The sequence below is a fragment of the Bacillus sp. LJBV19 genome (genome assembly GCF_017797845.1).
Classification (GTDB): domain Bacteria; phylum Bacillota; class Bacilli; order Bacillales; family Bacillaceae; genus Bacillus; species Bacillus velezensis.
On the sequence record NZ_CP072563.1, the window covers coordinates 916133 to 933475 of the forward strand.

The window sequence follows — 17343 nt, forward strand, 5'->3', positions numbered from 1 at the left end:
CATCAAACCATGAAGGGAGGTTGTCTTAGGTGGCTAAATCAGATAATCAAGTAAAAAGTCCTAAAACATTGCTTATTGTGCTTATGGCCGGGTTATTCCTGGCGATCTTGAACCAAACGCTTCTTAACGTGGCGATGCCGCACTTAATGACCGAGTTCGGTGTGAGTGCGACGACGATTCAGTGGCTTACGACCGGATACATGCTGGTCAACGGTGTTTTGATTCCGTTATCTGCGTTCTTAATTACCCGGTTCGGACAGAGAAGCCTCTTTCTCGTAGCCATGTTCTGTTTTACAGCGGGAACGTTAGTCTGCGGAATCGCGCCTAACTTCTCAACCATGCTGATCGGCCGGTTAATTCAGGCGGTCGGCGGCGGTATCCTGCAGCCGCTGGTCATGACAACCATTCTGCTTATCTTCCCGCCTGAAAGCAGGGGGAAAGGAATGGGGATTTTCGGTCTTGCGATGATGTTTGCTCCGGCGGTCGGACCGACTCTTTCCGGCTGGATCATCGAGCATTACACATGGCGCATTATGTTCTACGGCCTTGTTCCGATCGGGGCAATCGTTATTATCATAGCGTTTTTCCTCTTTAAGAACTTGGTGGAACCGCAAAAAATCAAACTCGACAGCTTGGGTGCGATTCTATCCATTGTCGGATTTGCCTCATTGCTTTACGGAGTCAGTGAAGCGGGCAGCGACGGCTGGGGAGATCCGATCGTGCTTTCTACCGTCATTGTCGGTGTCATCGCGATTGCCGCGTTTGTCATTCAGCAATTGCGCTCTGAAAAACCGATGCTCGACTTCCGGGTATTTAAATATGATATTTTCTCACTTTCCAGTGTGATTAACATCATTATTACCGTTGCGCTTTACACAGGAATGTTCCTGCTTCCGATTTACCTGCAGAACTTAGTCGGCTTTACGGCCCTGCAATCGGGTCTCTTGCTATTGCCGGGCGCGATTGTCATGCTGATCATGTCGCCGATTTCCGGTATTCTGTTTGACAAAATCGGTCCGAGACCGCTTGCGATTATCGGGCTGGTCATCACGGTCGCAACGACATTCCAGTACACAAAATTGACAATTGACACACCTTACACGCACATTATGCTTGTCTATGCCATCCGCGCATTCGGTATGTCACTGTTAATGATGCCTGTTATGACAGCCGGAATGAACCAGCTTCCGGCACGGTTGAACAGCCACGGCACGGCGATGAGCAACACGCTCCGCCAGATCAGCGGTTCAATCGGAACAAGTTTGATCACAACGATTTATACGAACCGTACGACAATGCACTATTCGCAGATTGCGGATAAAACGAGCACGGCTGATCCAAGCTTCATGCAGTCGTTCCAAAGCGCGGTTTCGAATTTAATGGTCAACATGAACATGTCGCTTGATGCGGCGAAACAAACCGTTTATTCATATCTCTACAAAACAGCTTCACTTAATTCCAACGTTATGGGGATTAATGACGCGTTTATGTGGGCGACGATCTTTGCGGTTATCGGCGTAGTCCTGAGCCTGTTCTTGCGTGACGTACGGAAAGACAAACAGCGGGCGAAGAAAAAAGAGGAGCTGTCATTGCTTCCGGCCCCTAAAGAAGTGAAGGAATCTTAATCATCTGAATGGGAGGTTTCCTGAATGAAAATTTACGTAGTGTACGATAGTGAAGGCGAACATACAAAACACCTTGCTGAAGCCATTGCCGAAGGAGCACGAGAAAACGCTGAGGCTGAAGTCCTGATCGACCATGTCGATCAAGCAGACATCCGCAAGCTGAAAGACATGGATGCCATTATCTGGGGATGCCCAGGACACTTTGGCACCATCAGTTCAGGCTTAAAAGCGTGGATCGACAGACTCGGCTATCTGTGGGCTGAAGGCGAGCTGATTGATAAAGTCGGCGCCGTATTCTGTACGACGGCGACAACACATGGCGGATTAGAAATGACAATGCACAATCTGATCACTCCTATGTTTCACCAAGGCATGATTGTTGTCGGACTTCCCGGCAACGTTCCTGAAAACGCGCTGTACGGCTCTTACTACGGCGCAGGCGTCACATGCCCGGTTGACAGCGATGTGCTGATGACGGAAGAAGGCCTTCAATTAGGCCGTGCGCTTGGCAGACGTGTCAGCCAAGTCACAGGTAATCTAACTGCCGGACGACAGTAAGGAGAGGGTTATATGGCCATTATTATAGCGGTTATTGCTGCTGTCATTGTGATTGCACTTCTTATCACATTCAATGTCCGCAGCACTTCTGCAGGACAGGATGTCAAAGAAGAAAAGAGAGAAGCGATCGGCACTACAGCCGAACAGCCGGAAAAGCATGATCCGGCCGAGGAGCGCTCAGCCGAGCATGCTCCCGTCGTTGTGAAATCTGAATCTCCCCGTGAGAAAAAGAATACAATGGGCGATGATGTGTACCGTCAGGCGCTTCAGAAGTTTAAGACTTCTGAGACGGATCGGGAAACAAACGATCCTGATAGCGGCGGCAAAATGCAGGATAGCAGCTATCGTGATGCGCTGCTCTCCTTAAAAAACAAAAAGAAGTAATTGAAAAGGCAAATCTGCGTAAGAGCGGATTTGTCTTTTTTTATTGAAGATATTGTAATACGTGATGATCTAGTGTACTATGTTACTCATACACTTGATCCGAATGGAGAGAGCAAGAATGACATCGTTTTTAGGTTTGCTGAAAAAAGATGCGAAGGTTTCATGGATTTGGCTCGCGGTGTGGCTTTTCGGCATGATTTGCTTGGCGTTTGCAGCCCACGTCATCGCTGCCCGTCAGAAAGAACCGCTCGTCATTTTCGGCTTTTTTGCGGCAATGGGGTTTTTTCAATTTCTTGTAGCGCCGCTTTTTATGTACTATCACCTTCATAAAGAAGGAAAAAACCAGCTGTGGCTTTACAATCCGAATGGAGGATTTTATCTGCTGGCTTCCAAGCTGACGGCCTCACTGCTGTATCAGTTGATCGGGCAGCTGGCGCTGACCGGTTACGGCATTTGGATGTACCGGATGCTTTCTGCAAAAGGAGCGCTGGAACACACCATTCCCCTGGCCGGCACATTAACTGGACTGAATGCTTACCTGCTGATCAGTTCAGCGTACTTATCTGTGATCGTGGCCGTATTTTGGACTGTTTTTCACTCATTAAAACATGTTCCCGTCCTCCGTTGGGTGATCTGCATCGTGCTTGCGTTTGTCTGGACCTATATTGACGATAAAATCATTACGCCTTTCACTTCATCTCAACATGATTTATGGCCGGTAAAAGTGTATGCGAATTTTCATTTTCATTATACAAAATTGACCGGATGGACGATGGAGCTGAAAACCGTCCACATTTCGCTTTTCAGCTTCCTGGCAGTGATCGTGCTTACGGCGCTCTGTCTTGCGCTGGCCTCTATGCTGCTGAATCGAAAGGTTGAGGTGTAATGATGGAGAATGAATTTCAGTCATCCAAGCCGATTTATCTGCAGATTGCCGATCGTGTATATTACCGGCTGATCCGAAGTGAGCTTTCACCGGGGGACAAACTGCCGTCCGTAAGGGAGATGGCCGTACAGATGAAAGTGAATCCGAACACGATACAAAGAACGTACAGTGAAATGGAAAGGCTGGGGATCGTGGAGACGAGAAGAGGACAGGGAACCTTTATAGCGGAAAGATCCGATCTGAAAGCAGAGCTGAAAGACAGGCTGACAAAAGACGTTTTCAAACGCTTTATTCAGGAAATGGCGGAGCTGGGGTTATCTCCTGAGGAAATGCTCGACGGGATCAAACAATATGCGGAGGAAGCAAACGATGAATCTTGATTTTGAACGCGTAACAAAAAAATACGGCCGCAGGCTCGCGGTCAGCGATGTATCATTTTCATTGTCTCCGGGTAAAATCTACGGAATTTTAGGGCCGAACGGAAGCGGGAAATCAACAACGCTTAAAATGCTTGCCGGGCTTGCGTTCCCGACATCGGGCGCCGTCCGGATGGGAGATTGCGCAGTAAGCAGGAACATGCTGTTTCGTACGGCTTATTTAACCGAACATGATATGTTTTCCGCCCGGACGACCGTCGGTGATATGCTCACATTTTATCATACGCAATTCCCGGATTTTCAGCTGGAAAAAGCACATAACCTATTAACGGAAATGAATCTTTCAGCGAAGCAGAAGATAAAAGAGCTGTCCAAAGGCAGCCGGGGCAGGCTGAAAATCGTTTTGGCCCTGTCGAGAAAAGCATCCGTCATTCTGCTGGATGAGCCGTTTTCAGGTCTTGATCCGGCGGTCAGAGAGTCGATTGTCAACAGTCTCGTATCTTATATTGATTTTGACAGCCAGATCGTCGTCATTGCCACGCATGAGATCGGCGAGATTGAGACGCTGTTAGACGAAGTGATGGTTTTCATAAAAGGGAAAATCGCTGAACGGCGCGAGGTCGAAGAAATCCGGGAACAGGAAGGAATGTCCGTGCTGCAATGGTACAGAAGCGTCATGCAGGCGCACGAAATAGAAGGGGGATTCTAATTGGAAACGGTATTAGAACTGCAACAGGTAAAGAAAACGATAAAAGGACGAACGATTATTCATGATCTGAGCTTCTCCGTCCGGGCGGGCGAAGTGTTTGGATTTTTAGGGCCGAACGGAGCGGGGAAAACCACTACGATCAGAATGATGGTCGGATTAATGAAACTGTCTCAGGGAGACATCGTAATCTGCGGGGAATCCATTACGAAAAACTATGCAAAAGCGGTCAGGCACGTCGGAGCCATCGTGGAAAACCCGGAGCTGTACAAATTCCTGAGCGGTTATAAAAATTTACAGCAGTACGCAAGGATGGTAAAAGGCGTTACGAAAGAAAAAATAGATGAGGTCATCGAGCTCGTCGGGTTGCAGGACAGAATACATGACAAAGTAAAAACCTACTCTCTCGGAATGAGACAGCGTCTCGGCCTCGCCCAAAGCCTGCTGCATAATCCTAAGGTGCTGATTCTGGATGAACCGACAAACGGCCTTGATCCCGCGGGCATCAGGGAAATCAGGGACCATCTGAAAAAGCTGACACGTGAAAAAGGAATGGCTGTCATCGTCTCTAGCCATCTGCTGTCAGAAATGGAGTTAATGTGCGACCGAATCGGCATTCTGCAAAAAGGGGAGCTTGTCGATATTCAAAAAGTAAGGGATGAAGGAAAAGAGGATAAAGATACATACTTCTTCCATATTGAACAAAGAGAAGAGGCTCTTGCCGTTCTGAGTCAGTTTGACTGTGTGAAGAAGACAAACGGTATTGAGATCAAGCTGTCAAAACAGGAAGTGCCTGATGTGATATCACTGCTCGTCCGTGAAAACATCCGCTTATATGAAGTGAAAATCATGACAAAATCTTTGGAAGACCGTTTCTTGGAGATTACCGGCGGGACGAAAGAGGAGGTCCAATATGTTTAAGCTGATCTATAATGAATGGATAAAAATTTTCAGCCGCGTCGGCACGTGGGCTATGATTGTAATTTTAGGCGTTTCGATGATCGGTTTTGCGCTTCTGTCAAACCATTTCACCTCGAACGAAGCCAATCCGAATTGGAAACAGGAGCTCCAAGCTGAAAACAAAGAAATGAAACAGCAGATGAAGGAAACCGGAAATCAGACGCTCATTGATAACCTGAAACAGAATGTCGCGATAAATCAATACCGTATGGATCATAACATCCCCGAGGATACAGGGTACACAGTGTGGTCATACGTAGCTGATTCTTCGATGATGACTGTTTTGACCGGGCTGTTTACGATTATCATAGCCGCAGGCATCGTGGCGAATGAGTTCAACTGGGGGACGATCAAGCTGCTGGCTATCCGTCCGCTCAGCCGTTTTCAGATTTTGCTATCTAAATATATGACGGTGCTGCTGTTCGGACTGCTGATGCTTGTGATTTTATTTGCCGGCTCCGCTCTGTTGGGATTGGTCTTTTTCGGTACAGGCGGAGATACTGCGGCTGATGTTCATCTCGTATACAAAGACGGCCATGTTTTTGAGCAAAATATCATCGCTTTCCTCGCTAAAACATATGTCTATGAATCTGTCTCCGCTTTTATGCTTGCGACGATGGCGTTTATGCTGTCTGCGGTATTCCGGAACAGCTCATTAGCGGTCGGATTTTCTATTTTTCTATTGGTTATGGGGAACACGGCGACGGTATTTCTTGCTGCGAAATTTGAATGGACCAAATATATTTTATTTGCGAACACAGATTTGTCGCAATATATGAACGGGACTCCTTTAGTAGAGGGGATGACGATGACATTTTCGGTTGTGATGCTTGTGATTTACTTCGTTATTTTTCTGGCGCTCGCATTCGGCGTCTTCTTAAAACGCGATATTGCCACCTGATATAAAAAAGCTGTTTTGCCTTTGCAAAACAGCTTTTCGTTTTAGATGAAAAAAACCTGCCGGCGTACACCGGCAGGTTTTTTAAACAATTTATGCTTTTGTTACGTTAGCAGCTTGTGGTCCGCGGTTTCCTTCAACGATTTCGAAAGAAACAGATTGGCCTTCTTCTAAAGTTTTGAAGCCTTCGCCTTGAATAGCAGAGAAGTGAACGAATACATCGTCTTGACCTTCTACTTCGATGAATCCGAATCCTTTTTCAGAGTTGAACCATTTTACTTTACCTTCTAACATGAAATTTCCTCCTAAAGCGACATAACGCTTAAATTCACTATTCTTGCTCTAAAACAAACTTCCAAGACGAAAACTCTTACAAAACTTTCTTCTTAAAGATAGTTCGAACAAAAATAATTACCTTTACTCTACCAGTAATTCGAAGAAAAAACAACTGCTAAATGTAACTTTTTTCGAAATAACATGTTTTAAGAGGGGAACGCTCTGATACGGAAATCTGATTTGAGACTAGAACAGCCCATTTTCAGCTGATAAAAACCGCTTTGCAGCCTCTTAAGGAAGCAATTGACAACCCTTTTTTTAATCGGTATTGTATGTAATCATGAGCCCGAATACCATGGTGCAGCCTCTGTACATAAAAATAGATAGGGAGTAGGTCAACTTGAACCTGCGGCTTATAAACAGTCTGTTTCTTTTCATTTTGATCATGTTACTTACTTCATGCCATTATCCTGACGGGAACCGGACAATTACTATCGGAATCAATGAATCTGATCAATCGATCTGGGAGTTTGTCGCGAAAAAAGCCGGTGAGGAAGGATTGCAGCTTTCTTTGGTAACGTTTTCGGATTATGCCGAGGCCGATTTGGCACTTGCCGGCGGGGATCTCGACGCCAATGCGTTTCAATCCGTTTCTTATTTTCAATCTTTGCCGCCTTATGTGAAAAAGAAGCTGGCTCCTTTAGGAACGACATATGCGGTATCGCTTGGGGTGTATTCCAAGCAGCATAAACGGCTGAAGGATATACCGGACGGAGCAGTCATTGCCGTGCCTGGTGAAGCGGCGGCCTTCGGCAGGGCGCTTTTTCTCATGCAGGAGGCCGGACTGATGACATTGAAAAAGGGATTCACCGGCACGGGTTCAACTGATATGATCAAGGACAACCCGAATCATCTGACCTTAAAAACGGAAACAAAAAAGAACGCATATCAGGCGGCGGAACATGCTGACGCAGCAGTTCTCAGTCAAAGCGAGGCGAAAAGAGCAGGATTTCATGCGGAGAAGGACGCGCTGATCCGATCGGCGCAAATGAAGGAAGCGTATATTCATCTGATCGCCGTCAGAGCTGAGGATAAAGATGATGAACGGATGCAAAAACTCCTGTCTTTGTATCAATCAGATGATACCGCGGCGTTTATTGAAAAAGAATATGAGGGCAGCCTGATTCCTGTTTTCCTGAGGGGCGGCTTTCTCACTGAAAAGAAAGAATGATTTCCGCTTCGGGCGATCATTCTTTTTTTTCAGTGCTGCACACTTGATTGCGCCCTGATGTTTTCGCTTTGTACAGCATCCGGTCCGCGATCAGGGGCAATGTCCGAGGATCCGATGTATTTGTCGGATAATGCGCGATGCCGAGGGAAACGGTCACGGGAATTGTATCTCCGCTCGTAAGCAGAATCGGGTTCGCGTCAATCGTGTGCCTGATTTCCTCTGCGAGGTGAAGCCCTTTCGTATACGTGCAATTGGGCATAAGCACGGCAAATTCTTCCCCGCCGATGCGGGCTGACGGATCAGAACTGCTGAGTAAGAACCTCAGGCGCGCCCCCAGTTCCTTCAGCACTTGATCCCCTTCATAATGGCCGTATTGATCATTGATCTGCTTAAAGTGATCAATATCCAAATAAATAAGCGCGAGCTGAGACGAGGGGGATTGAGACGCCCGATCGTACAGAACGCGCGAGACTTCCTCGAATTTTCTCTTATTAAAAATCCCCGTCAGAAAATCATAATTCGCTTGAAACTTGTATTGCTTGAACAAAAGGCGGGCATCGGCTTCGTGTTTAATAATATACAGCGACAGCATTCCGCCCAAGACGGAAATGAGCCAATAATAAACGAGGGCCCCGGCAGGCTGTTCGGGCATAAGAAACAGCAGCGTCAGGGTGAAAATAACATTTGAAAAAAGCAGCATAACGAACGCCATTTTGTGATCCGGCTTTTTTCCTCTGAGGACGGCCGCAGAAAGTATCGCAATAACCCCGACGGCGGCGATGGAAAAAATGGCGCTGGCATTGAAATTGATCAGGATACGGCCTGCGACGATAATCGCAAAGGCGGCTGCCGTAGACACCCAGCCTCCGTAAAGAGCGGCGATGATAATGGGGATATTTCTGAGATCAATGATGGAATCGGAGTAAGAAAAGCCGAAAGCAATCAGAAAAACCCCTAAAAGCCCGCAGACCGTCCCCTTCAGTAATTGAAACATCAGACGGTCTTCTTTATACGAAAGCGACTCTTTAAAAAGAAGGGTGAACAGATAATTAAATGTAATTAAAATTGTCAAATTAAGAAACAGTTCCTTCAGCATAACAATCACCCTTATATAAGTTACTAGAGAAAGGGTGGAAAGAAAAGAGAAAAGTCTATAAAAATACATATTTTGTCAATTCTTACTTGACCGATCGGAATTCATATAATATAGTGTTAAAGGATAATGAGCAAGGGAGTGTTTACCTGTTTTGGAGAATTTATTTATAGTCTTACATGTTTTTATTATGCTTTTGCTTATAGCAGGTCTGTTTGTCATGCAAAAAAAACACGTTTCCTTTTCTAAACGTGTCTTTACCGCGCTCGGACTAGGCATTGTATTCGGTTTTGCACTGCAATTGATTTACGGGCCGGCTTCACATATCGTGACACAAACGGCCGATTGGTTTAATATTGCCGGCGGCGGTTATGTCAAATTGCTTCAGATGATCGTCATGCCGCTAGTCTTTATTTCTATTCTCGGCGCATTTACGAAGCTGAAACTGACCCATAACATCGGGAAAATCAGCGGACTGATCATCGGGATTTTGATCGCTACAACAGCAATTGCTGCGGCAGTCGGAATTGTTTCGGCGCTTTCCTTTGATCTGAAAGCCGTTCATATCGACCAGGGAAGCACCGAGTTATCAAGAGGCCAGGAGCTGCAGCAAAAATCTGAGGATATGACGGCCAAAACGCTGCCTCAGCAAATCGTTGAGCTTCTGCCGGGAAATCCGTTTCTTGATTTCACGGGGGCCAGACCGACTTCCACCATCGGAGTCGTTATTTTCGCCGCTTTCCTCGGCATCGCTTTTCTGGGCGTGAAACGGAAGCAGCCGGAGCACGCTGCGACTTTCAGCGGAATTGTCGATGCGGTATACGCGATTATTATGCGCGTCGTGACATTAATTTTAAGACTGACGCCTTACGGGGTATTGGCGATTATGACAAAGACGATCGCGACAAGCGACATCGACAGCATTGCGAAACTGGGGATGTTTGTGATCGCTTCATACGCCGCGCTTATCGTCATGTTTATCATTCACTTGCTGCTGATTACGTTCAGCGGTTTAAATCCGATCACATACGTGAAAAAAGCATTTCCTGTCATGGTGTTTGCGTTTACGTCCCGTTCAAGCGCAGGGGCTTTGCCGCTTAATATTAAAACGCAAAAAAGCATGGGCGTCCCGGAAGGAATTGCGAACTTCGCCGGTTCATTCGGCTTATCGATCGGTCAAAACGGCTGTGCCGGCATTTACCCGGCGATGCTCGCGATGATGATTGCGCCGACAGTGGGGCAAAACCCGTTTGAACCGGGATTTATCATTTCCGTCATCGCCATCGTGGCAATCAGTTCATTCGGTGTAGCAGGCGTGGGAGGCGGCGCGACATTTGCGGCTCTGCTCGTCCTATCCGCTTTGAACATGCCTGTCGCGCTTGCCGGGCTGCTCATTTCAATTGAGCCGTTAATTGACATGGGGCGCACCGCCTTAAATGTCAGCGGCAGTATGACCGCAGGGCTGTTAACAAGTAAAATGACGAAGGAAACCGATACCGCGGTGTACAATGATTCCTCAATCGTCATTGAAGCTGAAGAAGCTTAACAGCAGATCGATAGTTCATTCTCTTATAGAAAAATAATAGATAGAGCGCTAAAACGAAAAATCCTTCATCGTTGAACGAATGAAGGATTTTTTCGTTTCTAATGATTTCCGGGTTCAATTTCTTCCAGCATATTCATCACGGTGCTGTCATTTAAAACATTTACCGCGCTTTCTTCGAAGTGAATCGGCTCGGTATAGTGAGGCTTCGGCGAAGTTTCTTTACTGCGGTCTGCCTGTCCGTCCGTATGGGATGAGCCGGAGTGATTGCGGGAAGTCTGCTCATGCTGCCTTCCGCCGGAATCCCCGCCGAATGCCTGTTTGATCAGCTCGGCAGGCTGCAATGAGCCGTTTTGTGAATGCCGGGCTTTGTCCGTGTGCTGCTGTCCGCCGGATTCCCCGCCGAACGCCTGTTTGATCAGCTCGGCAGGCTGCGTGGAGCCGTTTTGTGAATGCCGGGCTTTGTCCGTGTGCTGCTGTCCGCCGGATTCCCCGCCGAACGCCTGTTGAATCAGGTCAGCAGGCTGCATGGAATGTGTGCCATCTTTATGCTGCATACTGCCTGAAACCATTCCGGAGATTTTCCGGCGGATTTCGGGTGATAAAGCTGCAATCAGAATCGATGATCCGATCAGCAGCGCTGTCGGGCTGACGCCGCTTTTTTTTCTGAACAAGTTAAATCCCTCCTCATTCAATTGATTACGCTTACCTTTCCCTTTCCTTCTGATATTTATCCAAACCGCTCAGAATGCAAACGGCGTGCATAAATCCCGCCGAATAGAAAAACCTATACGTAAAGTGAGAAAGGAGGAATTCACATGATAAAAAAGCAAGCAGTTATCTCTGCCCTTCTTCTGCCGATGCTGATTACCGCAGGGTGCAGTATGGGGAACCAGGGGGAAGGAAAACGAAATGACAACCGCACCCAGAATGTAAATTACCGCAACACGCCTAACGACGGTGCGACAAATATGAATACAGTGAACCGTCATAACCAAAACACCGATCACAATGACAATCGTAACCTGAGAGTGGCTGATAAAGCCGCTGACAAGGTGACTGATTTAAAAGAAGTTAAAAATGCGACTGTGATCGTTGCCGGAAACAGCGCATATGTTGCCGTTGTTCTGACAAACGGGCAAAAAGGCGCCATCGCCAACCATTTAAAAAATAAGATTACCGATAAGGTGAAATCAGCCGATAAACATGTCCGGACTGTATATGTATCAGCGAACCCGGACTTCGTTGAACGTATGCAAGGCTACGGAAAACGAATCCAAAACGGACACCCTGTATCCGGTCTGTTTGATGAATTCGGCCAAATGGTGCAGCGTGTATTCCCAAACCCCAATAAATAAATGAATGGAAAAGCCGCATTTGCTGCGGCTTTTTTATTTTATCTGCCGTCACGACCCAGCGCTCCTGAGCATAAAGTAAAGAATGAGATGAAAATTAAAGGATCGGGGAGGGGAGCTTGTTTGCGTGACGGCATGGGGAAACGGGCGGCATTCACTCTGATCCTGTGCGGAGTCCTTGTCATATTGGCTGTCAGTTCAGCCGTTTCAGTAAGTATGATGTACGTCCTGTCAGGCCAAAACAGCCGCTCTGTTCCGACGAAGGAACAAGTGACTGAACACATGAATAAAGAAATTTACAAACATACAGCGATTTACTATACGGCGGATGAAAAGCCGCTCTTGGATCTGACCAAGCTTACGCTGGACCACGCAAAGCGTATCAATCAAATCATTGTCGGCTATAAAGGTGCAGCGCCGCTTGAACTCATTTTCTTTTCGGATGAAGCTGAAATGGAGCAATATTCAGGATTGAAAAATGTAGTCGGTTTTTATTCAGAACAGGAGCAGATGATGGGGCTTTTGCCTGAAGAGAAAAAACAGCTTTTGAAAAAAGATGAGCTGGCCGTTTTCATGTATAAGCAATTAATTATACATGAATATACACACTACGCGTTTCATCAAAAAACGCGGCAATTGGGGACGGATACGTCTGTATTTCCGCTTTGGTTTCATGAGGGGCTGAGCGAGTGGGTCGCGCATTATGATGTAGTCATTGATCCGATTGCATTTTCCGTCGTGCCGTTTGATCAATTAACGACCGACCGAAAATGGCAAAAATCGCGTATGGAATATGAAACAGATGTCTATTTGCAAAGCTTCTATATGATAAAGGACTTAACCGAAACATTCGGAGAAGGCATTATCTTAACCATTATCAACAAAACCGCCGAAACACAGGATTTTGAAAAAGGCTTTGAAGCGGCTACGAAAGAAAGCCTGAAACAATTTGAACATGATTTCATAAAAGCATATGAAAAAAAGAAAACGGCATTGGAGAGTCAGGTTTCCAACGCCGTTTTTTAATCAATGGAGGTTTTGCTGCTGCTGTCCCATTTGTCCTTTAATCGGAGGCATTTGCGGCTGTCCCTGCGCCGGCGCAAATGAATTCAGCATGGTCTGCATATCTTGTGCATTGAGCTGAGGAACCTGATAATAACCGTGTTTGTTTTGGTATAAGAAGATTTCAAACGCCATTTCGACATATTGCTGAATTTGGGCGGAGAGCACTCTTCTTGTGACGGGATTGGTCATTTCAAGCGAGCTCATCGTCAAGAGAGAAGCTTGAGCTTTAATCAGGCCGAGCATATGGCCGCTGATCCCGAGATCTTTGACATCATTTAATGATTGATTCGGTTTTTTCGGCTGAGTCGGTTTTATACCGTAGACGGCCTGGTTCTGTTCCTTCATCATATATGTCGACGTTTCCTGAGAAGGCTTTTGGCCGTTCTTAAAGCATTCTGCCGTCAGATTATAGAGTCCGAGAATGAATTGATACTGGCGGTCAAGGATGTCGGCCAGCTGCTGATCCTGTATAAACTGTCTGAGCATCATAAATTGATCTAAAACGCCGACTGTTCCGGCCAGCACTTCATGCATATCGAAAAGCTCATGTCCTCCGTGATTCACTTGCGGTGAATCCGGGATCCCCTGATTTACTGGCGGCTGCTGCTGATTCTGCTGCTGTTCCACTGGTTGTTTTCCTCCTTCATGTCAAATCATCATTAAGATGTGAAAAAAGCCGATCCGTTATACATCAAGCCCTATTTCGTTACGTGGGGATTATTTACTATTTTGCGCCAGTGAAGACAATCTTTACAAAAAAGTGATGTGATTTTTAAGAAAATAAGCTAACGTATTTCTTAGAAGACAGGGGGGAAATGAATGAAGAAAAAAAGGGGTATGCGTCTTTCGTGCTGTTTGCTGACGGTTTGTTTTATGATGTTCAGCGTGAAAGATGCGGAAGCAATCGGACAAGCAGGATCACTGAATGAAGCCGGAACGGATAAAGCGTATAAAGAACGGCAGACTGAAGACTCGGGCCGTGTCCCGCTCAGAATCATCAGCATGAATGATCTGCACGGAAAAATTGATCAGCAATATGAGCTTGACCTTAACGGAGACGGTAAACCGGATGGCACTTTCGGGCGGATGGACTACGCCGCCGCGTACATTAAAAAGGCGAAAGCCGAGAAAGAACACGCCTTTGTCGTGCATGCGGGCGATATGATCGGGGGCAGCTCTCCCGTGTCAGCCCTTTTTCAGGATGAACCGACAGTAGAATTGATGGAAGACATCGGTTTTGATGTCGGAACTGTCGGCAATCACGAATTCGATGAAGGAACGGATGAGCTTAAACGGATCATCAATGGAGGAGATCATCCGGACGGTAAGGGGACAAGCGGTTATGACGGCCAAAATTTCCCGCTCGTCTGCGCCAACTGTAAACTGAAGTCAGGGGAGTCCTTTCTGCCGCCGTATGAAATTAAATACGTTTCCGGAATTCCGGTCGCATTTATCGGGGTTGTAACCAGATCGGCGGCAGGCATGGTCATCCCGGACGGAATTAAAAATATTACGTTTACGGATGAGGTAAAGGCCGTCAATGACGCCGCCGCTGACCTGAAGAAAAAAGGAATTAAAGCAATCGCCGTACTCGCCCATATGTCTGCTGAACAAAATGGCTCAGCCATCACGGGAGAATCCGCAAAGCTTGCAAGCGGAACAGACTCAGAGATTGATGTGATTTTCGCCGCGCACAATCATAAAGTCGTAAACGGAGAAATCAACGGCAAGCTGATCGTGCAAGCATTTGAATACGGAAAAGCAATCGGAATCGCCGATCTTGAACTTGATAAAGAGTCGAAGGATATCGTGAAAAAGTCAGCGGAAATCCAATATATCGATCAAAGTAAAATCAAGCCTGACCCGGCTGCGGCAGGCATATTAAGCAAATATGAAGAGAAAGTGAAACCGATTATCAGCGAAACGGTCGGGGAAGCGGCCCATGATATAACGGGCGGGTATTCAAATGACGGCGACACGGCGCTCGGAAATCTGATTGCCGACGGTATGAAAGCGAAGATGAAATCCGATTTTGCGCTTATGAATGGGGGAGGCATCCGGGACGGCATAAAAAAAGGGCCGATCACATGGGGAGACCTTTATAATGTACAGCCGTTCGGCAATGTGCTGACGAAGCTTGAAATCAAAGGAAAAGATTTGCGGGAGATTATTAATGCGCAAATTTCTCCGGTGTACGGACCGGATTACAGCATCAGCGGATTTTCCTATACATGGAACCCGGAAACCGGACAAGCGGTTGATATGAAAATGGCGGACGGGACAGACATACAGCCCGAAAAAGGATATACAGTAACAGTCAATCAATTTATGGCGACGGCAGCGGGGGCAAAATACGGTCCGATCGGGAAACTCGGCAAGAATCCGGTGACGGGGCCTGAGGATTTGGAAGCGACAGTAGACTATGTCAAAAGCTTTTCCGCACCGATTTCTTATCAAACCGACGGCCGCATCCGCACGGCATCAGCCGCCAAAACACCTGATGACACCGGCAATCAGCCGGGAAGCGGGGAAACACCGGGCGGCACCAGGCCTGATAAAGGAGAAAAACCTCAAGCGGAAAAACCCGCTAAAAAACCGGATGCAGCAGAACAGCCTGATCAAACCAAAAAACCTAAACGTCCTGTCGTAAAAGAAACAGCATCTGATACAGTGCAGTCAATTCCCGAATCCCGTCCGGCGTCTGCCGCAAATTCGGAACAAAGCACAAAACAGACTGAAAGCGGCACACAAAAAGGCCGCCCATTGCCTGATACTTCAGCGGGCAGCCATCAGACGGCATTGGCCGGCCTGGTGATCACGGGTGCCGGCGTATATTGGCTTTTCAGAAAGAAAAGGGGAACCCGCACACGATGAACAAACTGAAACATATTCCGCTTCTCGTCATCATCGCCGGTATCATCATCACATGTTACGGAAGCTGGAAGATCATTGATTCACATATGAAAACGAACCAATCGCTTGAAGAAGCAAAAAAAGCAACAGAACCTGTCTTGGAAAAGAACGAAACAAAAAGCGCCGTGCTGGCACAGCGCAAAAAAGAATTTCACCCCGAAACGGGTGAGGCAAGCGGCATTTTAGAAATCCCTGAAATCGACGCTGAGCTCCCGATCGTCGAAGGGACTGACGCAGATGATTTAGCAAAAGGCGTCGGACATTATAAGGACAGCTATTATCCGGGCGATCACGGCCAAATTGTGTTATCCGGCCACAGGGACACGGTGTTCCGCCGGACCGGCGAACTGAAAAAAGGAGACAGACTGAACGTGATTTTGTCTTACGGCACGTTTTCTTATAAAATCAGCCGTACAAAAATCGTCAGCCGGGATGATACATCTGTCATCACCCTTCAGCACAAGCGGGAGGAACTGATCCTGACCACTTGCTATCCGTTTTCTTACATTGGAAATGCGCCGAAACGATATATTATATATGCCGACCCGGTTTAAGAAAAATACGTTTCGGTAAAATGAGCCAGATCAGCCGGCATCGGCGCCTCGGCAACGATTTCTTCTCCTGAGATCGGATGGACGACACTGACTTTTTTGGCGTGAAGCGCCTGCCTGTGAAACAGCGTCCTGCTTCCGCCGTACAGGTCATCGCCCGCTAACGGATGGCCGATGCTTGCCATATGCACCCTGATTTGATGTGTTCTCCCGGTTTCCAGTTCAAGCTCTGCCAATGTAAGCTGCGCACCGGGATGATAGCCTTTCACTTTGTAATGGGTGACGGCGGCTTGTCCGCCGGGTGAGACGCGCCGTCTGACGGAATGTGACCTGTCGCGGCCGATCGGCGAGTCAACCGTGCCTTTTTTCGACGTGATTTTTCCTTCCGCCGCGGCGATATAGGTGCGTTTTAATGTTTTGGTTTCGAGCTGACGGTCAAGGATTGCATGGGCCAGGCGGTGTTTCGCGAAAACGACCGCGCCTGACGTGTCACGGTCAAGACGGTGAACGTGGCGCACTTTCGCCTGCTCGCCGTTGATTTGAAAATGGTAAGCGATCAGGTTGCTGAGGGTGCCGGTCTGACCCTCTTCATTTGGATGAGTCGGCATTCCCGCCGGCTTATTTGCAATCAGCATATGATTGTCCTCAAATAAAATGTCCGGCTCTCCGTATTCCGGAGTCACCGAAGAACCCGTTTTTTCCTGAAGATCAATGAATAAGCGATCTCCGGTTTTCAGTATGATGTTGTTTTTCGGGGATGTCCGATTCACCTGAATGCTTTCTTGGTTCATCCATTCCGTAATTACGGGTTTTGACGCCTGGAATTCAGATTTCAGGACTGAAAACAGCCATTGTCCGGCGTGCTTTTCCGTAATCAGGAGTTCCAGACCGCGGTCATTTTGTTTCATATCATAAAGCTCCT

General features: G+C 47.2%; 19 protein-coding genes. 14 read left to right on the plus strand and 5 right to left on the minus strand.

The annotated features are described in order from the left end of the window. Positions 1 to 29: 29 nt before the first annotated feature. The 8 genes from J6600_RS04640 to J6600_RS04675 all read left to right on the plus strand — a co-directional run bounded on the left by J6600_RS04640 (position 30) and on the right by J6600_RS04675 (position 6397). Positions 30 to 1625 carry an MFS transporter gene (locus J6600_RS04640; RefSeq protein ID WP_003155387.1) on the plus strand — a complete coding sequence of 532 codons (1596 nt, stop codon included), beginning with the start codon at positions 30 to 32 and terminating at the stop codon, positions 1623 to 1625. Between the two features lie 24 nt (positions 1626 to 1649). After that, on the plus strand, positions 1650 to 2183 hold the full coding sequence (locus tag J6600_RS04645) for an NAD(P)H-dependent oxidoreductase (protein WP_003155386.1): 534 nt from the start codon (positions 1650 to 1652) through the stop codon (positions 2181 to 2183). A gap of 12 nt (positions 2184 to 2195) precedes the next feature. Further along, entirely contained in the window at positions 2196 to 2567 is a 372-nt protein-coding gene (locus J6600_RS04650; protein ID WP_014417269.1) for a hypothetical protein, read from the plus strand. A gap of 118 nt (positions 2568 to 2685) precedes the next feature. After that, entirely contained in the window at positions 2686 to 3453 is a 768-nt protein-coding gene (locus J6600_RS04655; protein ID WP_209388040.1) for a hypothetical protein, read from the plus strand. 2 nt (positions 3454 to 3455) lie between these two features. Continuing rightward, entirely contained in the window at positions 3456 to 3833 is a 378-nt protein-coding gene (locus J6600_RS04660; protein ID WP_025650314.1) for a GntR family transcriptional regulator, read from the plus strand. Further along, positions 3823 to 4539 carry an ATP-binding cassette domain-containing protein gene (locus J6600_RS04665; RefSeq protein ID WP_209388041.1) on the plus strand — a complete coding sequence of 239 codons (717 nt, stop codon included), beginning with the start codon at positions 3823 to 3825 and terminating at the stop codon, positions 4537 to 4539. Before J6600_RS04660 ends, J6600_RS04665 begins: the two co-directional genes overlap by 11 nt. Further along, positions 4540 to 5457: an ABC transporter ATP-binding protein gene (locus tag J6600_RS04670; RefSeq protein WP_012117151.1), complete on the plus strand. Its 918-nt coding sequence runs from the start codon at positions 4540 to 4542 to the stop codon at positions 5455 to 5457. Continuing rightward, positions 5450 to 6397, plus strand: a complete 948-nt coding sequence (locus tag J6600_RS04675; protein WP_014417273.1) for an ABC transporter permease — start codon at positions 5450 to 5452, stop codon at positions 6395 to 6397. The genes J6600_RS04670 and J6600_RS04675 overlap by 8 nt, the downstream gene beginning before the upstream one ends. Positions 6398 to 6487: 90 nt before the next feature. Here J6600_RS04675 and cspB read toward each other — a convergent pair whose 3' ends face one another. Further along, entirely contained in the window at positions 6488 to 6688 is a 201-nt protein-coding gene (gene cspB / locus J6600_RS04680) for a cold shock-like protein CspB (protein ID WP_003155376.1), read from the minus strand. A 382-nt stretch (positions 6689 to 7070) separates the two neighbouring features. Between cspB and J6600_RS04685 the strand changes: the two genes are divergently transcribed. Continuing rightward, on the plus strand, positions 7071 to 7901 hold the full coding sequence (locus J6600_RS04685) for a MetQ/NlpA family ABC transporter substrate-binding protein (RefSeq protein ID WP_209388042.1): 831 nt from the start codon (positions 7071 to 7073) through the stop codon (positions 7899 to 7901). Positions 7902 to 7917: 16 nt separating this feature from the next. Here the strand turns inward: J6600_RS04685 and J6600_RS04690 are convergent, their stop codons facing one another. Continuing rightward, positions 7918 to 8997 (minus strand): GGDEF domain-containing protein, encoded by a 1080-nt coding sequence (locus tag J6600_RS04690; RefSeq protein ID WP_038461312.1) that lies wholly within the window; start codon positions 8995 to 8997, stop codon positions 7918 to 7920. A gap of 151 nt (positions 8998 to 9148) precedes the next feature. Here J6600_RS04690 and J6600_RS04695 point away from each other — a divergent pair, with 151 nt between their 5' ends. Beyond that, positions 9149 to 10540 (plus strand): L-cystine transporter, encoded by a 1392-nt coding sequence (locus J6600_RS04695; RefSeq protein WP_014417276.1) that lies wholly within the window; start codon positions 9149 to 9151, stop codon positions 10538 to 10540. A 98-nt stretch (positions 10541 to 10638) separates the two neighbouring features. Here the strand turns inward: J6600_RS04695 and J6600_RS04700 are convergent, their stop codons facing one another. Then, positions 10639 to 11211, minus strand: a complete 573-nt coding sequence (locus J6600_RS04700) for a hypothetical protein (RefSeq protein ID WP_104843205.1) — start codon at positions 11209 to 11211, stop codon at positions 10639 to 10641. A 144-nt stretch (positions 11212 to 11355) separates the two neighbouring features. On the opposite strand from J6600_RS04700, the gene J6600_RS04705 reads away from it, so the two are divergent. Further along, complete coding sequence (locus J6600_RS04705) at positions 11356 to 11895, plus strand: YhcN/YlaJ family sporulation lipoprotein (protein WP_003155362.1); 540 nt, start codon at positions 11356 to 11358, stop codon at positions 11893 to 11895. 120 nt (positions 11896 to 12015) lie between these two features. Then, complete coding sequence (locus tag J6600_RS04710; protein ID WP_014417278.1) at positions 12016 to 12918, plus strand: hypothetical protein; 903 nt, start codon at positions 12016 to 12018, stop codon at positions 12916 to 12918. Here J6600_RS04710 and J6600_RS04715 read toward each other — a convergent pair whose 3' ends face one another. Beyond that, positions 12919 to 13584, minus strand: coding sequence for a spore coat protein (locus J6600_RS04715; protein ID WP_209388043.1), 666 nt, complete (start codon positions 13582 to 13584; stop codon positions 12919 to 12921). It lies immediately after the preceding gene. A 192-nt stretch (positions 13585 to 13776) separates the two neighbouring features. Between J6600_RS04715 and J6600_RS04720 the strand changes: the two genes are divergently transcribed. After that, a complete protein-coding gene (locus tag J6600_RS04720; RefSeq protein ID WP_209388044.1) occupies positions 13777 to 15831 on the plus strand; it encodes a bifunctional metallophosphatase/5'-nucleotidase in 2055 nt (684 codons plus the stop codon). After that, on the plus strand, positions 15828 to 16424 hold the full coding sequence (locus J6600_RS04725; protein WP_032871062.1) for a class D sortase: 597 nt from the start codon (positions 15828 to 15830) through the stop codon (positions 16422 to 16424). The genes J6600_RS04720 and J6600_RS04725 overlap by 4 nt, the downstream gene beginning before the upstream one ends. On the opposite strand, the gene J6600_RS04730 is transcribed toward J6600_RS04725, so the two are convergent. Beyond that, the gene (locus J6600_RS04730) at positions 16421 to 17329 is read right to left on the minus strand and encodes an RluA family pseudouridine synthase (RefSeq protein WP_209388045.1); all 909 of its coding nucleotides are present in this window, start codon (positions 17327 to 17329) and stop codon (positions 16421 to 16423) included. The two genes, J6600_RS04725 and J6600_RS04730, sit on opposite strands and share 4 nt — an antisense overlap. Positions 17330 to 17343: the final 14 nt, after the last annotated feature.